Source organism: Candidatus Symbiopectobacterium sp. NZEC135, from assembly GCF_025962695.1.
The window spans coordinates 1-26,669 of record NZ_JAGFPF010000059.1 but is presented as its reverse complement, the minus strand read 5'-3'; the positions used below and the strand labels follow the sequence as shown (position 1 = coordinate 26,669).

Below are 26,669 nucleotides of genomic sequence, written 5' to 3'. Positions count from 1 at the left end.
CTGCGGGTGACGGCCTGCTCTCCAGCGCCATGCTGACCGAGCTCTCTTCCCTGTGTCGCGTCGAGGTGGAAGAGAACTTGTCGCTGGTCGCGCTGATCGGCAATCAGCTTTCTCAGGCGTGCGGCGTTGGCAAAGAGGTGTTTGGCGTGCTGGAACCGTTCAACATTCGTCTGATTTGCTACGGTGCCAGCAGCCATAACCTGTGTTTCCTGGTGCCGGGCAACGATGCAGAGCGCGTGGTGCAGACGCTACACCACAGCCTGTTTGAATAACGCCTGCCCTGGAGCCAAAACGGCCCCAGACCTCATGCCGGTCACTTAAGGTGACCGGCATTATTTTTTAACGGGTATTATCGCTTCGCGCTATTAATCCTCTCAGACAATACCTCTACGTCGTAACGGTAACTCGCCTACACATAAAAATACTTAAAATGCTGCGGTATTGCTCCTGGCAATGTGCCAGGCGAGCTGACAAATACCCGCCAGATTTCACTCACGCCACAAAAAAAATTTCACCGAATTTCGAAAAAAATACGCTTATTGTGGAAATACACCACCAACTGGATGAAATTCACCGATACTCAAAAATAGAACATAACAAGGTCAGTGGTCCGCCCCGCAGTCTGTGTGAAATGAACCAGAGAGTGAATGGTTTCGTTGGCGTTATTCATCGATTACAGGCGTAGGGATACCAATACTGAGCAAACAGGGATGACAGCAAAAACAAAAATCGTGGCACTTTACTGACTTTTCTCTGGCAACCACGCGCCTATGAGGTGGTAGCATGATGGCACAACATTTAAAGAAATTAATGCACCCGCAATTTGCCACCGTTATCACTTTTCTGGTGGGCATTGCTCTGACTGCAGGTATGGCATTTATTGTCCATCAGCGCAATGAAGACTATATCCGCCAGTCGATTATCAGCAGTTTGCAACCAGAGTTCAGTGCCGTAGTCGCCTCAATGAACCGCTACAAATATGGGCTATTTGAAGCCCGGACAGCCGTGTTGAGTGGCGAAGGAGAAAATATTAAAAATGATTTTTTTCAATCATTTTCCTCAATTCTCGATTTAGATAATAACTTCCCTGGTGCACGGGGTTTTGGGTTTATACGCCGGGTCCCACACCACCAACTGACTGACTTTTTAGATAACGAGCGTGAGGAAAACGGGCCTGACTTTAGCGTACGCTATATTTCCCCTTGGCAGGGTGAACATTACATCATTGAATACCTTGAACCGCAGAACGTCAGCACAAATGCCAAAGCCATTGGTCTGGACATAGCGTCAGAGTTACAACGCCGCTCGACTGCGGACAAAGCGATGCTCACAGGCAAAGCTGCCATTACCCCGCCGATGGCTCTCACGTATTCCAATGCCAGCCAGCACAATGCGTTTCTGATTATGTTACCCATCTACCTGCATGCCGTGACGCCCGAAACAGAAGACAAGCGCATTAGTCAGTGTTTTGGCTGGGCATTTGCGCCACTGAGTATCGATGAGATTATGCAGTCACAACGCTTTCATGACCCCAATCTTATTCTCACGCTCAGTGATGTCACCTCGGATGATAATCATCAAGTTTTTTACCGCAGTAGTACAGATACCGGGGGGTATACCAGGTACCAGGATGCTGAGATTTTAGGCAGGATATGGCGTATTTCTATCTCGGCAACACCGGCCTGGCTGAGTAACTTAAACCTGCTCTCCGTGCCGATGGTGGGCAGTATGGGGGTAATGTTCTCTGCCATTCTGGCACTCCTCGTGAATATTGCTGTTTCACGAGCAAATGACCGACAGCGCCTGCATATAGAACAGCACAAACTGGCGATGATTGTCGAAAGCTCCGCTGACGCCATTATTGGTAAAGACATCACAGGAAAAGTCATTGCATGGAATAGCGGTGCCGAACGTATGTTTGACTACACCCGAACAGAGGCTGTCGGCCAGTATGTGACAGATCTCATTATCCCAGCACGACTGCGGGAAGAAGAAGCGAGCACCCTCATGCGTGTTGGTAACAAAGAAACCATCAGGCATCTGGAAACCCTACGCAAACGCAAAGATGGTCATGAATTTCCGGTATCTGGAACGGTATCGCCCATTTTTGACACCAGCGGTAAAGTGATTGGCGTGTCCACCACCGTGCGTGATATCTCACTCCAGAAAGAAAATGAGCGACGTATTCATGAACTTAACCAAAACCTGGAGCAACAGGTACGCGAACGTACTGCAGAACTGGCTGGGTTGAATACGCTGCTCAGCACGGTGATGTCCGCCACCTATGAATTCACCATTATCGCCACCGATGTAACCGGCACTATCCGCTTATTCAACAAAGGAGCAGAACGCATGCTCGGGTATAGTGAAGAAGAAGTGGTGGGGAAAACGACGCCAAGCATCATTCACGATCCCGACGAAGTCGAACAATACGGCCAACAACTCAGCGAGGAGTACCGAGAGCACGTTCAGGGGTTTGAAGTTTTCGTTTTCCATGCGCGCCGGGGCATATCAGAACAACGTGAGTGGACCTACATCCGCAAAGATGGTAGCCGCTTTCCCGTACGCCTGGTCGTGACCGCCATGTACGATGCTCACGGAGAACTGAGTGGTTACCTCGGCATTTCGATGGATATTACACAACAGCGCCAAGCGCAACAGGCACTGGAAGCGGCCAAAGATCAGGCAGATGCAGCAAATAAGTCCAAATCCATGTTCCTCGCCAATATGAGCCATGAGATCCGCACCCCCATGAATGCCGTTCTTGGCATGTTACAGTTATTACTTAAAGCAGATCTCCGCCCCCGCCAGCAGGACTTTGCAACGAAGGCACACATTGCCGCAACATCATTATTAGGGGTGCTCAATGACATTCTCGATTTTTCAAAAATTGACGCCGGTAAACTGGAGTTGGAGAACCAGCCGTTCAACGTAAATGATGTGATGGAACACGTGGCGATAGTGCTTTCGGGCAACCTGCATAATAAATCTATTGAATTGCTATTCGACCTCGACACGCAACTGCCTCCCGGACTTGTTGGTGATGAAATGCGTCTGCAACAAGTACTGATAAATCTGGTCAGCAATGCCATTAAATTCACAGAACAAGGTGAAATTGTGGTTGCCACTCGTCTGGTGGCATTCAACGGTGAAATGCTGACAGTACAGTTCAGTGTCTCCGACACGGGCATTGGCATCAGCGAAAGCCAGCTCGCGCGTATTTTCGATGTGTTTACTCAAGCGGAGGCCTCTACTTCACGGCGCTACGGCGGAACGGGTCTGGGTCTAGTGATCAGCCGCCGACTGGTGGAGCAAATGGGGGGAGAACTCACCGTACAAAGCTCGTTAGGCAAAGGCAGCACGTTCTCGTTTCAGGTCACGTTCCCTCGGGATGAAAATACACTCACCTGGACCCCTCTTGCTCTGTCCACTCAGAACTTCAATGTACTGGTAGTGGATGATAACGTGGTCGCCCGTACCTTACTCGAGCAGCAACTGGCTGCCATGCACGTTCAGGTCACCGTGACAGGAAACGCGGAGGAAGCCATCCGGTTACTGGGCCATGCTGCACAAACAGACATCCCCTTTAATGTGGTGTTACTGGACTGGATTATGCCCGGTATGGACGGGCTGACACTGGCAAACCATATCCGCTACCAGATGAACTTGTCACCCAGTCCCACATTAATTCTGGTCAGTGCAGCAAACCACATCGACCTACCAGATACCCAGCATTATCCTGCACTGGATACGGTGCTGACCAAACCATTAACACCCGAACAATTGTATAACGCGCTCGGCTCTGGCGTTGCGTCAGCCAGTAACGCGATATCCACTACTCAACGCCGACTGGTTGGGGTAAGCGTACTGGTCGTGGAAGATAACCTTTTTAACCAAATGGTTATCAGTGAGTTCCTGGGCAGTGAAGGTGCACAGGTTGCGATCGCGGGAGGTGGAGAAGCGGGCGTCCAGGCCGTCGTGGCGGGTAAAAAACGGTTCGATGTGGTCTTAATGGATGTCCAGATGCCAGGTATTGATGGCCTGGAAGCCACACGACGTATTCGGGCTAACCCGCGTTTCACCCACTTACCGATCATTGCCATGACCGCCAATGTGAGCACGTCAGACAAGCAAGATTGCCTCAATGCCGGAATGAGCGATCATATCAGTAAACCCCTGGATTTTAATAATGTCATTGCAACGCTGACGAAAGTGCTGGGGCGGACAACAGTATCAGCGACCACACCCCCTCTTCCCCACGATATGCCTGATTTTTTGCAGCGCACGGGTGGAAATGTCAACATGTATCAAATATTGCTCAATGCCTTTATGCCATCGTTTATTCTCCTGCTGGGCGATTTGCGCAAAGCGTGTCAATCCCACAACTGGTCAGCGGCGATGGCTGTATTGCACACACTGAAAGGCAGTACCGGCTCGGCCGGGCTGGATAAGACATGGGTCTGGCTGGTGGAACAGGAAACCCAGTTAAAAACGGTTGGCGATAGCGGAAAAGCGGCCCTTTTTCCCTCCCTGCCCGATCAGCTTGAAAAACAGGTGCGAAAAGAATATGCCGAGCTACAGCAACATATCGCATCCCTGGTTGCCAGTCAGTCAGGAAATACGAACGGTACAGGTTCATCGCCGTTGCCTTCTGCTGCAGCGATCATTCGTTCGTTAAACCAGCACCTTGATGGTGGCAATATGGCATCACTGCCGTTGGCAAAACAGTTACATGAAGCCCTGGCGATGCAGACTGGGGTACAAGCACTGCTCGAACAACTCGTCCAAGCAACCGAAATGTTGGACTTCGAACAGGCAAAACAGTTTTTAATCAGGATACAGGAGCTAGTCCATGTGGAATAAGGTTCTGGATGAGTATGCGCTGCGGGGCTATAAACCACGCATCCTGATCGTCGATGATCAGCCGGTAAATATTCATACGCTGAGTGCCGTTTTCCACAACGAACTGGACATGGTGGTCGCCACCAGTGGTGAAAAAGCCCTCCATCTGGCCATCAATCAAAAACCGGACCTCATTCTGCTCGATATTTTAATGCCTGATATGGATGGCTATGAAGTGTGTCGTCAGCTGAAAAACGAACCGGCCACCAAGTGGATCCCCGTCATTTTTGTTACTGCAGAAACTGAAGCGGATGTTGAAGCATATGGTTTCGAAATCGGTGCCGTTGACTTTATTTCAAAGCCAATTAATCCGGCAATTGTACGTGCTCGGGTAATGACACACCTCATGCTCAAACTGTACATGGATAACATGCAGGAGATTGCCTGGCTGGACGGACTGACTGGGCTGCATAACCGGCGGCGATTTGACGAAATGCTCAAGCAGGACTGGCTGCTTTGCCGCCGCGAACAACGCCCACTCTCCATCATCATGCTGGATGTGGATTTTTTTAAGTGTTTTAACGACACCTATGGTCACCAAAAAGGCGATGAGTGTCTGCAGGCCGTCGCCTCTGCACTGCAAAAAACCTTACACCGTCCCATGGACATGGTTTTCCGGTATGGTGGTGAGGAGTTTGCCTGCCTGCTGCCGATGACCGACTTGGCCGGTGCTCAGGAGAGTGCCCAGAAAATGCTGGATGCCGTGAAGGCGCTTAAAATTCCGCATGCAGCATCATCCGCCAGTCCATTTGTCACCATCAGTATTGGCATCGCCTGCGAGATTCCACAAAAAGACACGGGAGAAATCGACTTGCTGACCCATTCAGACCATGCCCTGTACCAAAGTAAAAGAGACGGCCGCAACTGTATAAGCACAAAACCAGTAGTAGCCTCCAAATAACGCATAAGATGGCAGCAATAGACAAGACTCAGGAGATGTACTTACGCTGCAACAGCAATTAACTGAGGAATCACACCGAGCGCTTATCAACACGAAGTATTGGCGAGCGGAAGAACACAAGCTCAGCCGCAGGCCAACGTTAACAAAATGATGCCAATAAGTACCAATAACATTAATCACACTATTTTCATCATTTTTTCCTTTTTTTGCACATCCCGCATGGCATCTGCCTTTGTCATACTTTGTCACACTTAAAGCGTGATACGCTTCACATAATTATTTAACTAACAATATTTATAAAAACCGCTTCAAATCAATAAGCGTGTCATTTTCATCCCGCGTTTTACCGCAGTGCAGCTATGATCGCTGATAACCCTGTAACCATTAGGGATTACACTGATTACAGTTCCTCCTTCAGACACCTATCAAGTTGTAAGGAAAACGGATGAAGACTAAAACGTCGTATGGCCTGAACTGGCTTGCTTTGGCGATTATTCTGCTTATCGCCGCCTTTTTCTGGCACATGTCCCCCCCCACCGGCCTCAGCGTTCCCGCTTGGCATTCCGCGGTGATTTTTGTCGCCACCATCGTCTCGATTGTGGCTAACGTGCTCCCCATTGGTGCCATCGGCATCATCAGTATGACGCTGTTTGCGCTGACGGCCGCCGCAGGCGATACCAGCGCCAGCGGTGCGATTCAAACCGCGTTGAGCGATCTGAACAGCTCCCTGATCTGGCTGATCGTCGTGGCATTTATGATCGCGCGCGGCTTTATCAAAACCGGGCTGGGCCGACGCATCGCATTGCAGATGATTCGCCTGCTGGGGAAGAGAACGCTGGGGCTGGCCTACGGCCTTGCCTTTGCCGATCTGGTGTTATCACCCGCCATGCCAAGCAATACGGCACGCTGCGGCGGTGTGATCTACCCCATTGCTGACTCACTGGCGCGCAGTTTCGATTCCAAGCCGGAAGATTCCTCACGCAGCAAGATCGGGACTTTTTTGGTGGTCTGCATCGGCAATGTCAACGACATTACTGCCGCGCTGTTTATGACCGCCTACACCGGCAACCTGCTGGCCGTAAAACTGGCCGCCAATGCTGGCGTGCACATCACCTGGGGCAGTTGGTTTCTGGCCGCCGTGGTACCGTGCCTGATCTCCCTGATGATTGTTCCACCTCTGGTGCTCTGGCTGACCAAACCGGAAATCCGCCACACGCCTGATGCGCCGAAACTGGCGATAAGCGAACTGGAAAAAATGGGACCGATGGCGCGTGGTGAATGGCTGATGGCCTTTACCGTGCTGCTGCTGTTGGTGCTGTGGATTTTTGGCGATACGCTGGGCGTAGATGCGACCACGGCATCCTTTGTGGGCCTCTCCTTTTTGCTGTTGAGCGGCGTGCTGCGCTGGGAGGACATCAAAAGCGAAAAAGGGGCCTGGGATACGTTAATCTGGTTTGCCGCACTGCTGATGATGGCCAATCAGCTTAAAAAGCTGGGCTTCACCACCTGGTTTGGCGATCTGATTGGCGGCAGCGTTGGTCATTTGATGGCCGGAACCAGTTGGGTTTTGGTGCTATTGCTGCTGAACGCCGCCTACTTTTATACCCACTATTTCTTTGCCAGCGGCAATGCGCAGATTGCCGCGCTCTATGCCGTATTTCTCAGCGTGGGGATTAATCTCGGCATTCCACCTGTGCCGATGGCGCTGATGCTGGCATTCACCAGCAGCCTGTACTGTTCACTGACGCAGTATACCCATGCGCGCGGTCCGATACTGTTCGGCGCAGGTTATGTGCCCACTGCCGTGTGGTGGCGCTCCGGGTTCATTATCAGCCTGGTGAATCAGGCGGTATTTATGACCGCGGGATTGCTGTGGTGGAAGGTGGTTGGGCTTTATTAAAGCGGTTATTCCCCCGGCAAACACCGGGGGAGATAAAACATTAGAACGAGTACGAAAGGCTGCCAACTACGCTGCGCTCTGCACCAAAGTAGCAGTAATCCAGTGAGTTACAGGCACCGACATAGCGTTTGTCCGTCAGGTTATTGACGTTCAACTGCGCGCTCAGCCCCTTCAACCCCACCTTGGAGAGGTCATAGCCCACCGCCATATCCACCAGCGTGTAAGACGGTAACGTATGGGTGTTGGCGCGATCGCTCACCACACCGTTCACATAGCGCACGCCGCTTCCCAGCGTTAAGCCATCCAATATGCCGCTCGTGACATCATAGCTCACCCAACCACTGAGCTGGTTGCGCGGCGCATACACGGCGCGCTGACCTTGTTCGCTGGCGATGCCGCTCTTCTTGTAGCGAATGTCGTTATAGCTGTAAGCCGCCTGAATGCTCAGGTTATCCGTAATATGGGTTAACGCTTCCAGTTCTACCCCTTCCGATTCAATCTCACCAATGGCCCGGTAGGGATCTTTCGGCTGGGTTTTCGTTGCCACGTTGGTTTGGTTGATACGATACAGGGAGACGCTGTACTGATCCTGCGTGCCGACGGGTTGATATTTCAACCCGGTTTCCCACTGTTTGCCTTCCATCGGTTTGAGCAGGTTACCGCTGGCATCGGTAAAGTTGGTGGGCGTAAACGCCGTGGAGTAGCTGACGTAAGGGGCAACACCGTTATCAAACAGGTAAAGCAGCGCTGCACGTTCGCTGAAATGCCCTTGGTCCAGTTCGCTACGCGCCTCAGTAGTTTGGTTGGTGCTTGAGATTTTAACCGTGTCATAACGGCCACCCAGCGTCAAACGCCAGCGGTCCAGGGAAATCTGATCCTGCGCGTAGAAGCCGGTTTGTTGCAGCTTGTGCCTTTCACGGGTAGGTGGATACCACTTCAGCGCGTCCGCACCGTACACCGGATTGAAGGCATTGAGGTTGGGGAAAAGCCCTGTCGGCCAGTTGACGTCATTTTGACGCTGCTGATAATCCATCCCCAGCAACAGACGGTGATTCAGCGCACCAGTATCAACGCTGCCATCCAGTTGGTTATCCAGCGTCCATGCTTTAAGTTTTTCACGTGCCCCTTGGTAGTAGCGGATCAGTTCATCGCTATTCCCCGACCAACCGTAACCATAGACCTGATCCAGATGTACCCGGCTTTGCAGATAACGCACTTTCTGGCGCACCGACCAACCGCTGTCAAAGTTGTGCTCAATGTTGTAACCAACCATATTCTGGCGACGATCGTATTTCTCGAAATTCTTCTCACCGTCGTAGAAGCCGTTTGAGATATAGCGACCATTGTGCGGCACCACTGAACCTTCATACGGTACACCCGAGTGGCTGCCCCCTTCTGGATCTCGATGCAAATACGCCATCACATCCAGACGGGTTTTATCGCTGATGCGCCAGGTCAAACTAGGCATCAACGCGTAGCGCTCTTCTTTGGTGGTGAACTGCGTTTCCGCTTTGCGCACGATCCCACCGAGGCGGAATGCCACGCGATCGTCATCGTCCAGCGGACCGGTCAGATCAAAGGCGGCACCGCGCTGTGCATTGTTCCCCGCGAACAGTTTGATTTGTCCGCTTTGCTCAAAGGCCGGGCGGCGAGAACTCAGCGCTACGATGCCTCCCGGAGAGGCGCGCCCGTACAACACCGAGGCCGGGCCACGTACCACTTCCATACTTTCGAGGAACCAAGGGTCCACCACCAGCGAGCTGTGCGAATTGGTATCTCCCATGATTTTCAGCCCGTCAAGGAACACGTTATCAAGACTGCCGTCGGAAAAACCCCGCATCACGATGTAGTCAAAGCGGTTGGTGCCACCCACCTGATTGTTGTACACCCCCGGCGTATAGCCCAACGCCTGCCGCACATTGGTGGCGCCCTGCTGTAGCATCTGTTCGCGCGTAACAATGGAAACAGACTGCGGCGTTTCAATATCGGGCGTTGCCAGCTTGGTGGCCCCGCTCTGCACCTGAGAAGTGACTACCAGCGTATCCGGTTTGTTGGTCGCCGCACTGTTGGTTGCCGAATTGTCCGTTGCTGAATTAACGTTATCCTGCGCGAGAACGCTTCCGGCAAACCCGCTTGCCAGATAGCCGACCATCAGCGCTAACTGTGTTTTTCTCAACATACCCTTCTCCGCTTCACCTGAACTTGTAAATGCGAATTATTACCGTTTTCATACAAGAGCAAGCTATGCGCGCTGACGGGTAACGTATGCACAATGACAAAGGTGCGAGCGACCGGGAACCACGAGTGGAATAAACCAGACTTAAGCGCTATGTGCGCCGCTGGGAGCAAGGGACATCGCTGGGAGCGATGCCGTAGTGGCGTCGAAAGGCGGTAGCCAGATTAGTGGCATGTTGATATCCCGACATCCAGGCAGCCTGCTGGACCGGGTGGCCCTGTTCCAACAAACGGTAGGCCAGCGCCAATCGACTGTTGCGCAGGAAATCAAATACCGAAATCCCGTAGGCTTGCCGGAATTTATTGCGCAGGCTGGTCGGACTCATAGCAACTTGTTGTGCTAACGCCGTCAGGGTGTAGGGCTTTTCCGGATGCAACTGTAACCGATCGCGCAGTGCATCCAGCCGACGTCGCTCACTGGGTGGCGCGGTTATACGCCCTTGCTGACCCACGGGGTCAAGCGCCAGACCATGGCCCAGCAATTGCAGCATCGCGCCTTCCAGCATCAACTGGCGCGCGAGGCTTTCATTTGAAGGAGATAAGGCCTGCTGCAAGCCCGCCAGCAGGTAATCGGGCACGGGCCATACAAAAGCCGCGTTCTCACGGCATTCCCACTGATGCAGTAACGCAGCAAGCAGCGGGGGAAGCTGCAACTGGCCGGGATGAATACCCAACGCTAAGGTGCGCAGCGGATGATCGACCGCGTGACGCACATGCATCACCTCCTGTTCCCCGAGACGGGTACTGAAGGCCATGCCCGCACGCACCACAAATTCCCGCTGGTTCACCCGCAGATTGATGCAACCGCCCAGCACCACCAGCGTGTAGAGCGGTGAGCCTTGCAGCGAAGTGGACTCATAGGGTTGCATCACGCGCACATCAGAACTGGTCAGGCTGATACCGGACGAGAGAATCATCTCTTCCACATGGCCTTGCACCACCACGCGCTGTGCTTTGCGCCGATCGCGGCTGGAGACCAGTTCAGGGAAGCGGTAATCGATCCCGTAGCGTTCGCCAAAGGCAAAGAAATCATCAACGGAAAACTGGCGTTCAGGCAGCGAGGGAGAGTAGGCGTTCATCAAGGGGTCCACCGTCAGGCCAGCGCAGCTGGGTAAATGGTCGAGGGGGAATACCACAGGACTTTACCTTAACACTTGCAGAAAACCGCTTCAACAAAGATGATAACAATTCTCATTAAATATTATAACACTCGGACCGTTGTGGGCATAAAGGCGTTGGGTACACAACACCACAAACAGAGTGCATGTCCTATTTTACACTGGTGAAAAAAACCTCATCATTGTACAATGATGAGGTACGAAGAGGAGAACATTATGCGAACGATCAGTTACAGCGAAGCCCGGCAGAATTTGTCAGCCACCATGATGAAAACGGTGGAGGATCACGCCCCCATATTGATCACCCGGCAAAACGGTGAGGCTTGTGTTCTCATGTCCCTTGAAGAGTACAACTCTCTGGAAGAAACCGCCTATCTGTTACGCTCGCCGGCAAATGCCAAAAGGCTCATGAACGCGATAGAAAGTTTGAAAGCCGGTGAAGGGACAGAAAAGGACATCATTGAATGAAGTTAACGTGGTCTGAAGAAGCATGGGAGGATTATCTGTACTGGCAGGATGCAGATAAACGCATGGTTAAGAAGATCAATGCACTCATTAAAGATGTTTTGAGAACGCCTTTTGAAGGTAAGGGTAAACCAGAGCCTTTAAAACATAATTTGTCCGGCTTTTGGTCCCGGCGCATCACCGAAGAACACCGGCTGGTTTGTGCCATTGCTGAGAGTGCAATTCTTATAGCTGCCTGCCGCTATCACTATTGAAATAATCGCGCTGGGAAGTCGAACCACGGTCAACGAACAGTGAGTCTGCTGACCGTGAAGATACTATCCCATTATGTTAATCCGCATCATACCCCAAATTGGGGGCCAGCCAGCGTTCGACATCAGCCACGGACATGCCTTTACGCGCGGCGTAGTCTTCAACCTGATCGCGCTGGATCTGCGCCACGGCGTAATATTTGCTTTCCGGGTGACTGAAATACCAGCCTGAAACCGAGGCCCCCGGCCACATGGCATAGGATTCAGTCAACTTCATGCCCGTGTGCTTTTCTACATCAAGCAGTTGCCAGATTTGCGCTTTTTCCGTGTGATCCGGACAGGCGGGATAACCCGGAGCCGGGCGAATACCCTGATAATTTTCACGAATCAGCTCTTCATTGCTAAGGTTTTCGTTAGCGGCATAGCCCCAATACACCTTACGTACTCGCTCATGCAGGTATTCCGCAAACGCCTCCGCCAGACGATCTGACAGCGCTTTCACCATGATCTTATTGTAATCATCGTGCTGCGCTTCCCAGGCCTCCGCCAGTGCGTCTTCCTCCAACCCACCAGTTACCGCAAACGCGCCGAGATAGTCCGGCTTGCCACCGGTTTTTGGCGCAACAAAATCCGCCAGACAGTAGTTAGGGAAATCGGTTTTTTCCGTTTGCTGACGCAAGTGGTGAGTCACCAGCAGCACCTCATCGCGGCGCTCGTCGGTATACACCTCAACATCATCCCCTACCCGATTCGCGGGGAACAGGCCCACCACGCCGCGCGGATTCAACGCCCCTTGCTCACTGAGGGTATCCAGCATGGCATTCGCATCGGCAAACAGGCGCTTGGCCTCTTCACCGACCACATCATCTTCCAGAATGCGCGGATACTTGCCCGCCAGCGACCAGGTCATAAAGAACGGCGTCCAGTCGATATAGTTGCGCAAGGTTTCAATGCTGGCGGTGACGGCCTGCACACCAACGCGGTGCGCTACCGGCGGCGTGTAGTCATCCCAATCAAGCTGATTATGGTTAGCGCGTGCCGCCGCCAAGGTGACTGGCGGAGTACGCGGCTTCTTGCGCCCGTGCTGAATGCGCACGGTTTCATACTCTTTGCGGGTACGCGCCACAAACTCATCGCGCTGGCTATCCGACAACAGCGCCGACACCACGCCGACGGAGCGCGAAGCGTTCTGCACATACACCGTTGCGCCACTGTAATTCTGCTCGATCTTCACCGCTGTGTGCGCTTTGGAAGTGGTCGCACCGCCAATCAGCAGCGGCAACGTGAAGCCCTGACGCTCCATCTCTTTCGCCACGTTGACCATTTCATCCAGCGACGGGGTGATCAGCCCAGACAGGCCGATGATATCGACGTGCTCTTCGCGGGCGGTCTTCAGGATTTTCTCAGTCGGCACCATCACGCCAAGATCGATAATCTCGTAGTTGTTGCACTGCAACACCACGCCGACGATGTTTTTACCGATGTCATGCACGTCGCCCTTCACCGTTGCCAGCAACACCTTGCCTGCACTGCTGCCTTTCGCCTTGCTCGCTTCAATATAGGGTTGCAGGTAAGCGACGGCCTGCTTCATCACGCGCGCGGACTTCACCACCTGCGGCAGGAACATTTTTCCCGCGCCGAACAGATCGCCTACCACGTTCATCCCGTCCATCAACGGCCCTTCAATGACCTCAATGGGGCGAGCAGCCTCCTGACGCGCTTCCTCGGTATCCAGTTCGATAAACTCGGTAATGCCTTTAACCAGCGCGTATTCCAGCCGTTTTTTCACCGGCCAACCGCGCCATTCCGCCTGGGTTTTATTGCTCTCATCGTCAGTTTTGCTGCCGCGATAGCGCTCTGCCATCTCCAGCAACCGCTCGGTGCCATCGTCACGGCGGTTGAGCACCACATCTTCCACCGCCTCTCGCAGCTCGGCGGGCAAATCGTCATAGATGGCTAACTGGCCGGCGTTAACGATCCCCATGTCCATCCCGTTGCGAATCGCGTGATAGAGAAACACGGCGTGAATCGCTTCGCGCACCGGCTCGTTACCGCGAAAGGAGAACGACACGTTTGAGACGCCGCCGGAGATCATCGCGTGCGGCAGCTGTTCTTTGATATCCGCGCAGGCTTCGATGAAATCCACGGCATAGTTGTTATGCTCTTCGATACCGGTGGCAACGGCAAAGATATTCGGGTCAAAGATGATGTCTTCCGGCGGGAAGCCAACCTCTTGCGTCAGGATCTGGTAGGCACGGCGACAGATCTCGATTTTGCGCGCGCGGGTATCCGCCTGCCCCACTTCATCGAACGCCATCACCACCATGGCAGCACCGTAACGCCGCACCTGACGCGCGTGATCGATAAAGACATCGAGCCCCTCTTTCATCGAGATGGAGTTGACGATGCCCTTACCCTGAATGCATTTCAGCCCTTTTTCAATCACCTCCCACTTGGAGGAGTCGATCATGATCGGCACACGGGCAATATCCGGCTCACCGGCGATCAGATTAAGAAAGCGCACCATCGCCGCTTCGGCATCCAACATGCCTTCATCCATGTTGATGTCGATAATCTGTGCGCCGCTCTCCACCTGCTGGCGCGCAACATCCAGCGCTTCACTGTATTTTTCTTCTTTGATCAGGCGTTTGAAACGTGCCGAACCGGTTACGTTGGTCCGTTCCCCGACGTTAACGAACAGCGTCGCCGCATCAATCGTCAATGGCTCCAGCCCGGCAAGGCGGCACGCCACCGGGATCTCCGGCAGTGGTCGCGGCGCAACGCCGTCAACCACCTGGGCAATGGCAGCAATGTGTTGCGGTGTGGTGCCGCAGCAGCCGCCAACAATATTGAGGAAGCCAGCGCGCGCCCACTCCCCAATATGCACCGCCATGTCGGCGGCATCGAGATCGTATTCGCCGAACGCGTTCGGCAGACCCGCATTAGGGTGAGCAGAAACATAGCATTCGGCGACGCGGGACAGTTCCGCCACGTATTGACGCAGCTCATCCGGCCCGAGCGCACAGTTCAAGCCAAAAGAGAGCGGGCGCGCATGGCGCAGTGAGTTGTAAAACGCTTCCGTGGTTTGCCCTGACAGCGTGCGGCCAGAGGCATCGGTAATCGTGCCTGAGATCATCACCGGCAGTTCAATGCCGAGCGCCTCGAATTCGGTTTCTACCGCATACACCGCGGCTTTGGCGTTCAAGGTATCAAAGATGGTTTCGATCATAATGATATCGACGCCGCCCTCAACCAACGCGCGGGTTGATTCCCGGTAGGCATCGACCAATTGATCGAAACTGATGTTACGGTAAGCAGGGTCGTTTACATCCGGCGAAATGGATGCTGTGCGGTTAGTTGGGCCCAATACGCCTGCCACATAGCGCGGCTTGGCCGGGTTTTGCGCCGTCCATTTGTCCGCACTGGCGCGGGCCAAACGTGCCGCCACCAGATTGATCTCCGCCGACAGTGAGGCCATGTCGTAATCGGCCATCGCGATCGGCGTGGCGTTAAAGGTGTTGGTTTCGATGATATCCGCGCCAGCCTCAAAATAGGCATCGTGGATCGCAGCAATAATTGCAGGTTGGGTGATCACCAGCAGGTCATTGTTGCCTTTCAGGTCGCTGTGCCAATCGGCAAAGCGTTCACCGCGATAGTCGGCTTCCTCCAACCGGTAGCCTTGGATCATGGTGCCCATACCGCCGTCCAGCACCAAAATGCGCTGCGCCAGTTGCTCGCGCAAGGCCACCACCCGATTCACCGCCGTTACCTGTTTTTGCTCTGCCACCCTAACCCCACCGCACTTGTTAGTCTTATTCACATGATGATTGCCTATCGTAACAATCTGCCCGTTCCGCGTCACATGAGAGTTTTTCAGTCTTTCCCCCCTTTTTTGCGCCTTTCGCTACTAACCTGCCTGAAACGTAAAGAATAGTTGCAATCCTGAAGGAAAAAATGAAAACTAATTCCACCATACAGAAAGGAGCCGAAATATGACGCCACCGGAGCCCGCCAAACGCGGCAAAAAACCACGGGGTGCGGTCAGCACCAACGTACAGGCAACGGGCCAGGTACAGTCGCTGACGCGCGGGTTAACGCTGCTGGAACTGATTGCCCAAGCCAATGGTAGCGTGGCGCTTACCGATCTGGCACAGCAGGCGGGTCTGCCCAACTCCACCACCCACCGTTTATTGACCACCATGCAGCAGCAAGGCTTTGTGCGTCAGGTCGGAGATTTGGGGCTCTGGACCATCGGCTCCCATGCTTTTATCGTCGGCAGCAGCTTTCTGCAAAGCCGCAATCTGCTGGCCATGGTGCACCCCATGCTGCGCAAACTGATGGAAGCATCGGGCGAAACCGTCAATCTGGCGGTGTTGGACAACAGCGATCATCAGGCGATTATTATCGATCAGGTACAGTGTACCGCGCTGATGCGTATGTCTGCGCCGATTGGTGGAAAGCTCCCGATGCACGCCTCCGGCGCGGGGAAAGCCTTTCTGGCAAACCTGAACGACGCTCAGGTGAGCAGCCTACTGCATCGGAAAGGATTACATGCTTATACCCATGCCACGCTGGTTTCACCGGCGCACCTGAAAGAAGATTTGGCGCAAATCCGCCGACGCGGCTACTCTTTCGACGATGAAGAACACGCGCTGGGGCTGCGCTGCATCGCGGCCTGCCTGTTCGATGAGCACCGAGAGCCGTTTGCCGCCATCTCCATCTCCGGCCCGATATCCCGCATCACGGACGATCGCGTGACCGAACTGGGAGCATTAGTGATTAGCGCAGCCAAAGAGGTGACGCTGGCATATGGTGGAACGCGTTAATATTTCTGCAAACTTGGCTATAATGTGCGCTCTCGACTTCACTTCACGAGCACTCTGTTATGGAAAAGGACATCCAGGATCGCCGTCCAATTCGGGCGCGCGAAACACGATGGGCAACGGCAGCGGCAGGTTATTTACGCCGTAAAGGCTATACGCCTAATGCTATCTCACTCTTCAGTATTCTGTTCGCCGCCCTCGGTGCGTTCTGTTTTCTCATGGTATGGCGCTGTGACAGCGCACTCCTGCAACGGGGCCTGTTGATCGCGGGCGCGCTAGGTATTCAGGGGCGATTAATTTGCAACCTGCTTGACGGCATGGTGGCGGTTGAAGGCGGTATGCGCAGTCCGGCTGGGGCGGTGTATAACGAACTGCCTGACCGCGTATCCGATACCTTGCTGCTGCTGGGCGTCGGTTACGGCATACTGCAACACCCTTACGCACCGCTGCTGGGCTGGGGAGCGGCACTGCTGGCGCTGGCAACCGCGTATATTCGCCTGCTGGGCGGTACCTGCGGATTGGCACAGCGCTTCAGTGGGCCAATGGCAAAACAACACCGCATGGCGCTGCTCACGGGAGGGGCTGTTCTTGCCGCTATCGTGCCGCAGTGGGGGCAAATGATTTTTACCGCTATCCTCACCCTCATTCTTATTGGCACCGCACTGACCTGCATTCACCGCACTCGCCAGATTATTCTCGACCTATCGTCAGGAGAGCCATCATGACATTCAGCCCCGACAAAACGCTGGTGCGCGCGCTGCTGGTCACCGTGTGTCGCTTACTGACGGGGATCAACGCGCGCTGGCGAGCCATCCCGCAGGCAGAACAGCCGACCATTTATTACGCGAATCACAGCAGCCATCTTGATGGTTTGGTGATCTGGGCCAGCCTGCCCGCCACGATGCGCGATCGGGTGCATCCCGTCGCCGCCGCCGATTATTGGCAAAAATCGGCACTGCGCCGCTATCTCTCTGCACGCATCTTCGGTGCCGTGCTGATTGAACGTAAACGAAAATCCGGGGCGCCCTTCTCCAGTGAAGATCTGTTGGCCCCGCTGGTAACGGTGCTGGAAAAGCAGGAGTCATTGATATTTTTCCCCGAAGGTACGCGCGGTGGTGGGGACGAATTGGGTGAATTCAAAAGCGGGTTGTTCCATCTGCTGCAACGTTACCCCGATGCGCGTTTGGTGCCGGTATGGTTGGAAAACCTGAATCGCGTGCTGCCAAAAGGCTCAAGGTTGGTCGTTCCCATTATATGTAGCGCCACCTTCGGCGAGGCCATTACTGGCCCAGCGCAGGATGAAACTAAAATCGAGTTTCTGAACCGGGCGAAACAGGCGCTGGAGGTGCTGTCACATGCGTAAAGTCGACAATGAATTACTTCTGCTGTTAGGCGGCTTGTTTATTCTGCTGATGGTTGCCAGCCTGATTGGGTTCGTGCTCTCGCGCCGCAAGCAAAACGACACCATTGCCAACCTCAATGCCAGAATCCGCGCCTGGTGGGTGATGTGTACCATCTCAGTGATCGCCATGCTGATCGGCCCGATTGGTTCCGTGGTGTTATTTGCGCTGATGTCATTTTACGCACTGCGTGAATGCGTGACGTTGACGCCCACGCGCCGGGGCGATCATGAAGCGCTGTTCTGGTGCTTTTTTATCATTCTGCCGCTGCAATACCTGCTGGTGGGGATCGAATGGTACAACCTGTTTGTCATTTTCATTCCGGTGTATGCCTTTCTGTTTATTCCCGCCCGCGTGGCGCTGGCAAGCGATACCACGCACTTCCTTGAACGCTGTGCCAAGATCCAGTGGAGCCTGATGATCGCTGTCTACTGCGTCAGCCATGCTCCGGCGCTCCTGATGCTCTCCATTCCCGGCTTTGAGGGTGAGAACATCAAGCTGGTGTTGTTCATGATGATTGTGGTGCAGATTTCGGATGTGTTGCAGTACGTGTTCGGCAAGCTGTGGGGCAAGCGCGCCATTGTACCTAAGCTGAGCCCGAATAAAACGGTGGAAGGGTTTGTCGGCGGCATTCTCAGCGCCAGCCTGATCGGTGCTGCGCTGTTCTGGGTGACACCGTTTAGCCCGGTCGCGGCCTTCTTTATCTCGCTGTTGATCACGCTATTAGGCTTTGCAGGCGGCTTATGCATGTCGGCCATCAAACGCGATCGCGGCGTAAAAGATTTCGGTGCCATGCTGGAAGGCCACGGCGGCATGATGGATCGCATCGATTCGCTGTGCTTCGCCGCCCCGGTGTTCTTCCACGTGGTGCGCTATTTTTATAGCTAAGTGCTATCGCTAGCGCGGCGTCCACCGTTAGCTGGCCTGTTGACGCTTACCGTAGCGCACGCAAAAGCGTTGCCGCCTGCGGTAGGCGTAGACATCCTCCACATAGCCATCGCGAATGCGCGCCTGCAAATGACGCCAGTAATCAGCAGAAAACAGCTCGCTGTGCATCTCCTCAAACATCGCCAATTGCCCCTTGTCAGCAAACAGGAATTGGCGAAACTCTTCGGGAAAGACATCGTTAGGCGCGACGCTGTACCAAGGCTCACTCGCCAGTTCATCCTCCGGGTAGCGCGGCGCGGGAATATCACGGAAATTCACTTCGGTCATATAGCAAATCTCATCGTAATCATAAAACACTACCCGCCCGTGGCGCGTTACGCCGAAATTTTTGAACAGCATGTCACCGGGAAAAATATTGGCCGCCGCTAGCTGCTTGATGGCATTACCATACTCCTCAATCGCATCACGTTGCTTCTGCACCGATGCACTATCGAGATACAGGTTAAGCGGCGTCATGCGTCGCTCCATGTAAAGATGGTTGATCAGGAGCTGATCGCCGATATCCTCCAGTTTCTCAGGCACTTCACGGTAGAGTTCTTCCAGCAGTTCCGCACTGATCCGGCGTTTATCAATCACGAAGTTTTCATATTCCTGAGTATCTGCCATACGCCCCACCCGGTCGTGTTCTTTCACCAACTGATAGCAGGACCGTACCCGCGCGGCGCTGACCTCTTTCTGCGGTGCAAAGCGATCTTTGATTACCTTAAACACCCGATCGAAGGACGGCAGGGTAAACACCAACATCACCATGCCCTTGACGCCAGGGGCAATAATAAATTGCTCGTGAGAAGGGGCGACATGATTGAGGTATTCGCGGTAGTACTCGGTTTTACCGTGTTTTTGGCAACCAATGGCGCAGTAAAGCTCCGCCGTGGTTTTCCCCGGCAGGATATCCCGCAACCATGCCACCAACGCCCCGGGTTGTGGGGCATACACCATAAAGTAGGATCGCGCAAAACCAAACACGATGCTGGCTTCCGCTTTACCGATCAGGCAGGTGTCAACAAACAGTGCACCCTGTTCGGTTTGGTGAAGGGGCAGCAAAAAAGGCAGTGTCTCCTCAGGCAATATCAGTTTGCCCACCAGCCACGCCGCTTTATTACGGTAAAACAGTTCGTTAGCCACCTGTAAGCGCGCCCCGGCTAACTGCTGTGCGCTAAACGCCTGCGTCAGGCTGGTGACGATATTGCCAATATCCCGCGCCAGATCGTCCCACGGCAGGCGCAGCGGCAATTCCGACAGCAGTTTATCCAACGTATCATGCCAGCCTTCACGCAGAACAACATCGCGGCACAGCGGGCGTGATATCTCGCCCATCCGTCGCTCAGGCTGCGAACTGAACACAAACAGCTTATCCGTCGTAAGTTCACGATGATTGAACAATCGGCAGTAGACGGAATTGAAGAAACTTTCAGCAATCTCGAAACGGGGATAATCCGGCAACAAGGTGGTGTACACGGTTTTCACGCTAGCGAGAAAGGTCGCATCGTAACAGCGTGGCCCGGTAATACAGCGCAACTGCTCCACCACCAGCCCAACGTGGTGATCGTACAGGTGGATACGCTGCTTCATCGCCTGCTGCACCGCCTGCCAGTCAGCCTGTTCGAAACGCTGCTGTGCACCCGCGGTTACCTCTAAAAAACGGCCATATTGCGCATCGAATCCTTGCAGAATGGTCTGCGCCACCAATTGCTCCAGATTACGCCTCATGATGTGCTCCGTAACAACGGCCAGCCAACGGACTGGCCGATGAGGATCAGAATTGCTGCTCTTCTGTCGAACCGGTCAACGCGGTCACGGACGAAGCACCGCCCTGAATGATGGTGGTCACTTTGTCAAAGTAGCCAGTGCCCACTTCCTGCTGGTGAGAGGAGAAGGTGTAACCCCTGTTGATAGCGGCAAATTCCGGCTGCTGCACTTTTTCCACGTAGTGTTTCATCCCCTCGCCCTGCGCATACGCATGGGCCAGATCGAACATGTTGAACCACATGCTGTGAATACCCGCCAGCGTAATGAACTGGTATTTGTAGCCCATTTCCGACAGCGCATCCTGAAAGCGCGCAATGGTGGCATCATCCAGATTCTTCTTCCAGTTGAAGGAAGGAGAACAGTTGTAAGCCAGCAACTTACCGGGATATTGGCGATGAATGGCATCGGCAAAGCGCTGTGCCAGCGCTAAATCCGGCGTTGAGGTTTCACACCACACCAGATCGGCATAGGGCGCATAGGCCAAACCGCGACTGATGGCCTGCTCGATACCAGCATGGGTGCGATAGAACCCTTCCACGGTGCGCTCACCGGTCACGAATTCACGATCGTAAGGGTCGCAGTCCGACGTCAGCAGATCGGCGGCATCGGCATCGGTGCGTGCTACCACCAAGGTCGGGACACCCATAACATCTGCCGCCAAACGGGCGGCCACCAGTTTCTGAATCGCCTCTTGTGTCGGCACCAGCACCTTGCCGCCCATATGCCCGCACTTCTTCACCGAGGCCAGTTGGTCTTCAAAATGGACCGCCGCCGCCCCAGCTTCAATCATCGATTTCATCAGCTCAAAGGCATTCAGCACACCGCCGAAACCCGCTTCCGCATCCGCGACAATCGGTAGGAAATAATCCACATGGCGAGCGTCATTGGGTTCAATACGGTTGGCCCACTGAATCTGGTCGGCACGGCGGAACGTGTTGTTGATGCGCGCCACCACCACTGGCACCGAGTTTGCCGGATAGAGCGACTGATCCGGATACATGCTGGAGGCTAAATTCGCATCTGCTGCCACCTGCCAGCCGGAAAGATAAATCGCTTCAATGCCCGCTTTCGCCTGCTGTAGCGCCTGCCCGCCGGTCAGGGCGCCGAGACAATTCACATAGCCTTTGCGCGCGCTGCCGTGCAACAGCGCCCACAGTTTGGCAGCGCCGTGCTGGGCCAGTGTCGATTCTGGATTCAACGAACCGCGCAGTGTGATCACATCGTCGGCAGTGTAGGGGCGTTTAATACCAGTCCAACGTTCACTTTTCCATTCTTGTTGCAGTTGTTCAATTTGTTGAGTACGAGAGGTTGTCATTATGAGGTGTCCTATTTATCAAGCACGGTTAGTCGAGCAGGGTGTAGCCTGGCAACGTCAGGAAATCGATCAGTTTGTCTTGTGTGGTTATCTGATCCATCAGACGCGCCGCCTCGTCAAAGCGTCCACCGCTAAAACGCGCCTCGCCTAACTCCTCCTGAATCACCAGCATCTCTTCTGCCAGCATGCGCTGGAACAGGGCTTTAGTGACCACTTGCCCATCGCTCAGCGTTTTGCCGTGGTGGATCCACTGCCAAATGGAGGTACGGGAAATCTCTGCCGTCGCGGCATCTTCCATCAGCCCGTAAATCGGTACGCAACCATTGCCGGAGATCCAGGCTTCGATGTACTGCACCGCCACGCGAATATTGGCGCGCATCCCCGATTCGGTGCGTTCACCGGGACAAGGTGCCAACAATTCTGCGGCGCCAATCGGCGCATCATTCTCCCGGCTTACCTCAAGCTGGTTTACGCGTTCACCCAGGGCATTATCAAAAATCTCCATAACGGTATCCGCCAGACCGGGATGCGCTACCCAGGTGCCGTCATGACCGTTTTTCGCCTCTAATGTTTTGTCCTGTCGAACTTTTTCCAATACCCACTGATTACGGGCAGGTTCCTTACTGGGAATAAAAGCCGCCATCCCTCCCATCGCAAAAGCGCCACGTCGGTGACAGGTTTTGATGAGCAAGCGTGAATAGGCATTGAGGAACGGCTTCTCCATGGTGACGGATTGCCGGTCAGGCAATACGCGGTCAGCATGGTTTTTCAATGTCTTGATATAGCTGAAGATGTAATCCCAACGGCCGCAATTCAGCCCGACAATGTGGTCGCGCAGCGCATGCAGAATCTCATCCATCTGGAACACCGCTGGCAGCGTTTCAATCAGTACCGTGGCCTTGATGGTGCCGCGTGGCACATTAAAGCGATCTTCGGTATAGCTGAACACTTCGCTCCACCAGGCCGCTTCACGCCAGGATTGCAGTTTTGGCAGATAAAAATAGGGGCCACTGCCCTTTGCCAGCAAGGCTTGATAGTTATGGTAAAAGTAGAGCGCGAAATCGAACAACCCACCGGGAATCGCTTCTCCTTGCCAGGTAACATGCTTTTCCGGCAGGTGCAGACCGCGCACCCGACAAATCAGCACGGCAGGATTCGGTTTAAGCTGGTAGATCTTACCTTCATCATTGACGTACGAAATGGTGCCACGCACCGCATCGCGCAAATTGAGCTGGCCGTCGATCACCTTTTCCCATGAAGGAGACAAAGAATCTTCAAAATCCGCCATAAACACTTTCACGTTAGCGTTCAGGGCATTGATGATCATCTTCCGTTCAACAGGCCCGGTGATCTCCACGCGGCGATCCTGTAAATCCGCAGGGATACCACGAATAGTCCAGTCAGCATTCCGAATGGAAGCCGTTTCCGAAATAAAATCAGGCAATTCACCTGCATCGATCTTCTGCTGCTGTAGCTGTCTTTCCAGCAACAATCCATTTCTTGGTAACAAGAAGCGGTTGACCAACTCTGCCAGAAAGTCGGTGGCCTCTTCTGTCAGAATGCTCTGCTCTGCCATGCCAAAACGTTCATTGAATACCAACTCTCGGCTTATTGTCTGCTGTGTCATCTCTCGGGTTCCTTTTCTCAGTGCCACGCTCCCTGTTAACAGAGAGGGGTTATCAAGGGGGCGAAATTTTCAACCAACAGAATTAAGCGTAATCCAATTACATTAAAAATCAAAAACGATTTCCATTTTTATGGAATAAATAATTTATCACTATGATTTAAATGAATAAAAATATGCAAAAATCAGGGAAATTATTTTCAATAGAAAGGAGCGGGCATAAAAAAGGGTGCCACTCGGCACCCTGAGTAAAACGGCGGGAGGTTTTAGTCCAGCGTTGGGTTCATACGGCGCAGATCAAACGGCGTGATCTGATAAACACAGTAGTTAAGCCAGTTAGCGAACAGCAAATGCCCGTGGCTGCGCCAGCTCGCTTTTGGCGCATTCTCTGGGTTGTCATCAGGGAAGTAGTTCAACGGCACGATCGGATTCAAGCCCGCATCGCGGTCACGAAAAAATTCGCTGGCAAGGGTATAAGCATCATATTCAGGGTGTCCGGTGACGAACACCTGACGTTTGTCTTTACTGGCAAATAGATAGGCACCGGCTTCATCAGACTCCACCAGAATATCCAGATCGGCATATTCACGAATAATATCCGTGGGGAAATCAGCATAGCGCGAATGGGGAGCCAGAAAAGTCTCATCAAAACCACGGGTAAGCAGCGCATGCTGTTGCACCGTGTGATGAGAATATACGCCAGAGAGCTTCTTGCTGCGGGTCATTTTGGGGATGCCATACAGCAGATTTAATCCAGCCTGTACCGCCCAACAGACAAACAGCGTGGACGTCACATGATCTTTTGCCCAATCGATCACTTTTGCGATCTGCGGCCAGTAAACCACATCACAGAAATCAACCAGACCCAGTGGGGCGCCGGTGACAATCAGACCATCGAAGTTTTCGTTCTCAATATCCTCGAAGTTACAGTAGAAGTTATTGAGATGTTCTGTCGGAGTATTCTTGGATTCACGGCTATCAATACGCAGCAGTTGGATATCCACCTGCAACGGCGAGTTGGAGAGCAGACGCAGGAACTGGTTTTCCGTCTCAATCTTTTTCGGCATGAGGTTCAATATCAACACCTTTAGCGGACGAATTTCCTGAGTACTGGCACGAGAAGTGGTCATCACAAACACATTCTCATTGCGCAAAAAACTTACTGCGGGTAACTCATCAGGGATCCGAATTGGCATGACACTACACCTCACTGCAACCGTTTATACGTTTATACGTTTAGACATCCAGATGCATGAAGATAACCAGTTTTCCCCGACTTGTACAGCGCACAGGCTGAAGTTGAATAATCTTCATCCTGTGCACCGTGCAGCGCGGTTTACATCTGTACTTCTTTCCCTTTTCTGTGTAGCAGCAGAGAAACAAACATCGCCATCAGGCACATTGCAGAGACATACCAGAAGAACGTGGTTTCGATCCCCGCTGATTTCAACGACAGTGCGACGTACTCTGCCGAACCGCCAAACAGCGCGTTGCCTATCGCATAGGAAAGTCCTACGCCCAGCGCACGTACCTCAGGAGGGAACATCTCTGCTTTCAGCACACCGCTGATCGAGGTGTAAAAGCTGATGATCATTAACGCCATCACGATAATGCCGAAGGCGGCGTAGGGGCTTGTCACATTCTGCAAAGCGCTGAGGATCGGAACGGTAAACAACGCCGCCATCGATCCAAAAATGATCATCATGGTGCGCCGCCCGATTTTATCTGACAACGCACCAAACACCGGTTGCAGCAGCATGAATATCACCAGAGCCCCAGTCATCACACCGCTTGCGGTTTTTGCATCCATACCCGCCGTATTCACAAGGTACTTCTGCATATAGGTGGTGTAAGTATAAAAGCTCAACGAACCTGCGGCGGTAAAACCCAGCACAATCATAAAAGCACGCCGGTTATGCCACAAACCAGAAAGCGTTCCCGCATCTTTACGCTGGCGCGTGCTGGTGCTCGAGGTTTCATGCAGTGAACGGCGCAGGTATAACGCCACAATCGCCAGCAGCCCACCCAATGCAAAGGGAATACGCCATCCCCAGGCTTTCAGCTCTTCAGTGCTAAGCCACTGTTGCAGTATAACCAACACCAACAGCGCCAATAACTGCCCACCGATCAAGGTGACATATTGAAAGGAGGCATAAAAACCACGCTTGCCCTCAACGGCGACTTCACTCATGTAGGTTGCGCTGGTGCCATACTCTCCGCCAACGGAAAGCCCCTGAAACAAACGGGCAAGCAACAACAATGCCGGAGCCCAGTGGCCAATCGCGCTATAAGTGGGTAAACAGGCGATAACGAATGAGCCACAGCACATCATACAAACAGAGATAAGCATCGAGGTGCGGCGACCGTGCTTATCGGCAATATAGCCAAATAACCAGCCACCGATCGGACGCATCAGAAACCCGACGGCAAATACGCCAGCGGTTTGCAGGAGTTGCGTCGTGGTATCACCGCTGGGGAAAAATGCAGAGGCAAAATAGAGTGCGCAGAACGAATAGACATAAAAATCAAACCATTCCACTAGGTTACCGGATGAGGCTCCCACAATGGCGAAAATCCGCTTGCGCGTATCATGGGGGTCCAAGTGCTGCTGCGCAAGCGGTGGTGTTACATCTGCCATAGTAAAAATCCCTCTAAGAGTTATAAAAGCGTGCGAAGGTATGCGCATGCATACGGCACAAGTAAATTGTTATAATTTGGTAAAACGCAGTGAAAACAATGTGCAAAAACGTGTGGCGGAAACGCGTTATTCTCGATGTTGTCACAAACAGAGGGTAAGAGAAAGGTTATTACATTAATAAAACGGGATATAAAGCGTGTCGGAATGCTCTTTTTTTCCGCAAAAATAACGGAAAAAGTGAATATTACGCACAACAAAAAGGGCTGTCCTTTCGGACAGCCCCTTCGCTACTTTCTATCATCAGACGTCGTCTGATAACTAATATAAAAGCCTGGCAGTTCCCTACTCTCACATGGGGAAGCCCCACACTACCATCGGCGCTACGGCGTTTCACTTCTGA

18 protein-coding genes are annotated in these 26,669 nt (G+C 53.3%); 10 read left to right on the top strand and 8 right to left on the bottom strand.

Annotated elements, in window-relative coordinates:
* The 4 genes from J5224_RS19965 to J5224_RS19950 all read left to right on the top strand — a co-directional run.
* Positions 1–272, top strand: a 272-nt coding sequence (locus tag J5224_RS19965; protein ID WP_413544706.1) for an ACT domain-containing protein, incomplete at its 5' end; no start/stop codon positions are given.
* 511 nt (positions 273–783) lie between these two features.
* On the top strand, positions 784–4,863 hold the full coding sequence (locus J5224_RS19960) for a response regulator (protein WP_264627013.1): 4,080 nt from the start codon (positions 784–786) through the stop codon (positions 4,861–4,863).
* Positions 4,853–5,803: a diguanylate cyclase domain-containing protein gene (locus tag J5224_RS19955; RefSeq protein ID WP_264627012.1), complete on the top strand. Its 951-nt coding sequence runs from the start codon at positions 4,853–4,855 to the stop codon at positions 5,801–5,803. The genes J5224_RS19960 and J5224_RS19955 overlap by 11 nt, the downstream gene beginning before the upstream one ends.
* Positions 5,804–6,248: 445 nt before the next feature.
* A complete protein-coding gene (locus J5224_RS19950; protein WP_264627011.1) occupies positions 6,249–7,703 on the top strand; it encodes an anion permease in 1,455 nt (484 codons plus the stop codon).
* A 40-nt stretch (positions 7,704–7,743) separates the two neighbouring features.
* Here J5224_RS19950 and J5224_RS19945 read toward each other — a convergent pair whose 3' ends face one another.
* On the bottom strand, positions 7,744–9,882 hold the full coding sequence (locus J5224_RS19945; RefSeq protein ID WP_264627010.1) for a TonB-dependent siderophore receptor: 2,139 nt from the start codon (positions 9,880–9,882) through the stop codon (positions 7,744–7,746).
* Positions 9,883–10,030: 148 nt separating this feature from the next.
* Positions 10,031–10,996, bottom strand: a complete 966-nt coding sequence (locus tag J5224_RS19940; protein ID WP_264627014.1) for a helix-turn-helix transcriptional regulator — start codon at positions 10,994–10,996, stop codon at positions 10,031–10,033.
* A gap of 276 nt (positions 10,997–11,272) precedes the next feature.
* On the opposite strand from J5224_RS19940, the gene yefM reads away from it, so the two are divergent.
* Both yefM and J5224_RS19930 read left to right on the top strand, forming a co-directional pair.
* Positions 11,273–11,524: a YoeB-YefM toxin-antitoxin system antitoxin YefM gene (gene yefM / locus J5224_RS19935; RefSeq protein WP_196908014.1), complete on the top strand. Its 252-nt coding sequence runs from the start codon at positions 11,273–11,275 to the stop codon at positions 11,522–11,524.
* Complete coding sequence (locus J5224_RS19930) at positions 11,521–11,775, top strand: Txe/YoeB family addiction module toxin (protein ID WP_264627009.1); 255 nt, start codon at positions 11,521–11,523, stop codon at positions 11,773–11,775. Before yefM ends, J5224_RS19930 begins: the two co-directional genes overlap by 4 nt.
* Positions 11,776–11,851: 76 nt before the next feature.
* Here the strand turns inward: J5224_RS19930 and metH are convergent, their stop codons facing one another.
* Positions 11,852–15,532, bottom strand: coding sequence for a methionine synthase (gene metH / locus J5224_RS19925; protein ID WP_413544707.1), 3,681 nt, complete (start codon positions 15,530–15,532; stop codon positions 11,852–11,854).
* Between the two features lie 232 nt (positions 15,533–15,764).
* Here metH and iclR point away from each other — a divergent pair, with 232 nt between their 5' ends.
* The 4 genes from iclR to J5224_RS19905 are packed head-to-tail and all read left to right on the top strand — an operon-like array spanning position 15,765 to position 18,883.
* Positions 15,765–16,598 carry a glyoxylate bypass operon transcriptional repressor IclR gene (gene iclR, locus J5224_RS19920; protein WP_264627007.1) on the top strand — a complete coding sequence of 278 codons (834 nt, stop codon included), beginning with the start codon at positions 15,765–15,767 and terminating at the stop codon, positions 16,596–16,598.
* A gap of 59 nt (positions 16,599–16,657) precedes the next feature.
* Entirely contained in the window at positions 16,658–17,320 is a 663-nt protein-coding gene (locus J5224_RS19915) for a CDP-alcohol phosphatidyltransferase family protein (RefSeq protein ID WP_264627006.1), read from the top strand.
* Positions 17,317–17,958 carry a lysophospholipid acyltransferase family protein gene (locus tag J5224_RS19910; RefSeq protein WP_264627005.1) on the top strand — a complete coding sequence of 214 codons (642 nt, stop codon included), beginning with the start codon at positions 17,317–17,319 and terminating at the stop codon, positions 17,956–17,958. The genes J5224_RS19915 and J5224_RS19910 overlap by 4 nt, the downstream gene beginning before the upstream one ends.
* Entirely contained in the window at positions 17,951–18,883 is a 933-nt protein-coding gene (locus J5224_RS19905; RefSeq protein ID WP_264627004.1) for a phosphatidate cytidylyltransferase, read from the top strand. The genes J5224_RS19910 and J5224_RS19905 overlap by 8 nt, the downstream gene beginning before the upstream one ends.
* Before the next feature lie 27 nt (positions 18,884–18,910).
* Here J5224_RS19905 and aceK read toward each other — a convergent pair whose 3' ends face one another.
* From aceK to J5224_RS19880, 5 genes are all read right to left on the bottom strand, one after another.
* A complete protein-coding gene (gene aceK / locus J5224_RS19900; protein WP_264627003.1) occupies positions 18,911–20,653 on the bottom strand; it encodes a bifunctional isocitrate dehydrogenase kinase/phosphatase in 1,743 nt (580 codons plus the stop codon).
* Positions 20,654–20,699: 46 nt separating this feature from the next.
* Positions 20,700–22,007, bottom strand: coding sequence for an isocitrate lyase (gene aceA, locus J5224_RS19895; protein WP_264627002.1), 1,308 nt, complete (start codon positions 22,005–22,007; stop codon positions 20,700–20,702).
* Positions 22,008–22,035: 28 nt separating this feature from the next.
* Positions 22,036–23,634, bottom strand: a complete 1,599-nt coding sequence (aceB, locus tag J5224_RS19890) for a malate synthase A (protein WP_264627001.1) — start codon at positions 23,632–23,634, stop codon at positions 22,036–22,038.
* Positions 23,635–23,897: 263 nt separating this feature from the next.
* Complete coding sequence (metA, locus tag J5224_RS19885; protein WP_264627000.1) at positions 23,898–24,827, bottom strand: homoserine O-acetyltransferase MetA; 930 nt, start codon at positions 24,825–24,827, stop codon at positions 23,898–23,900.
* A gap of 140 nt (positions 24,828–24,967) precedes the next feature.
* Positions 24,968–26,269, bottom strand: a complete 1,302-nt coding sequence (locus J5224_RS19880; RefSeq protein ID WP_264626999.1) for an MFS family transporter — start codon at positions 26,267–26,269, stop codon at positions 24,968–24,970.
* Between the last annotated feature and the right edge of the window lie 400 nt (positions 26,270–26,669).

Coding starts and splice junctions, on each gene's coding strand:
- J5224_RS19945 (WP_264627010.1), bottom strand. CDS start 9,882: ATGTTGAGAAAAACACAGTTAGCGCTGATGGTCGGCTATCTGGCAAGC.
- J5224_RS19910 (WP_264627005.1), top strand. CDS start 17,317: ATGACATTCAGCCCCGACAAAACGCTGGTGCGCGCGCTGCTGGTCACC.
- J5224_RS19905 (WP_264627004.1), top strand. CDS start 17,951: ATGCGTAAAGTCGACAATGAATTACTTCTGCTGTTAGGCGGCTTGTTT.
- J5224_RS19955 (WP_264627012.1), top strand. CDS start 4,853: ATGTGGAATAAGGTTCTGGATGAGTATGCGCTGCGGGGCTATAAACCA.
- aceB (WP_264627001.1), bottom strand. CDS start 23,634: ATGACACAGCAGACAATAAGCCGAGAGTTGGTATTCAATGAACGTTTT.
- J5224_RS19930 (WP_264627009.1), top strand. CDS start 11,521: ATGAAGTTAACGTGGTCTGAAGAAGCATGGGAGGATTATCTGTACTGG.
- J5224_RS19950 (WP_264627011.1), top strand. CDS start 6,249: ATGAAGACTAAAACGTCGTATGGCCTGAACTGGCTTGCTTTGGCGATT.
- metA (WP_264627000.1), bottom strand. CDS start 24,827: ATGCCAATTCGGATCCCTGATGAGTTACCCGCAGTAAGTTTTTTGCGC.
- J5224_RS19960 (WP_264627013.1), top strand. CDS start 784: ATGATGGCACAACATTTAAAGAAATTAATGCACCCGCAATTTGCCACC.
- aceK (WP_264627003.1), bottom strand. CDS start 20,653: ATGAGGCGTAATCTGGAGCAATTGGTGGCGCAGACCATTCTGCAAGGA.
- J5224_RS19880 (WP_264626999.1), bottom strand. CDS start 26,269: ATGGCAGATGTAACACCACCGCTTGCGCAGCAGCACTTGGACCCCCAT.
- aceA (WP_264627002.1), bottom strand. CDS start 22,007: ATGACAACCTCTCGTACTCAACAAATTGAACAACTGCAACAAGAATGG.
- J5224_RS19915 (WP_264627006.1), top strand. CDS start 16,658: ATGGAAAAGGACATCCAGGATCGCCGTCCAATTCGGGCGCGCGAAACA.
- iclR (WP_264627007.1), top strand. CDS start 15,765: ATGACGCCACCGGAGCCCGCCAAACGCGGCAAAAAACCACGGGGTGCG.
- yefM (WP_196908014.1), top strand. CDS start 11,273: ATGCGAACGATCAGTTACAGCGAAGCCCGGCAGAATTTGTCAGCCACC.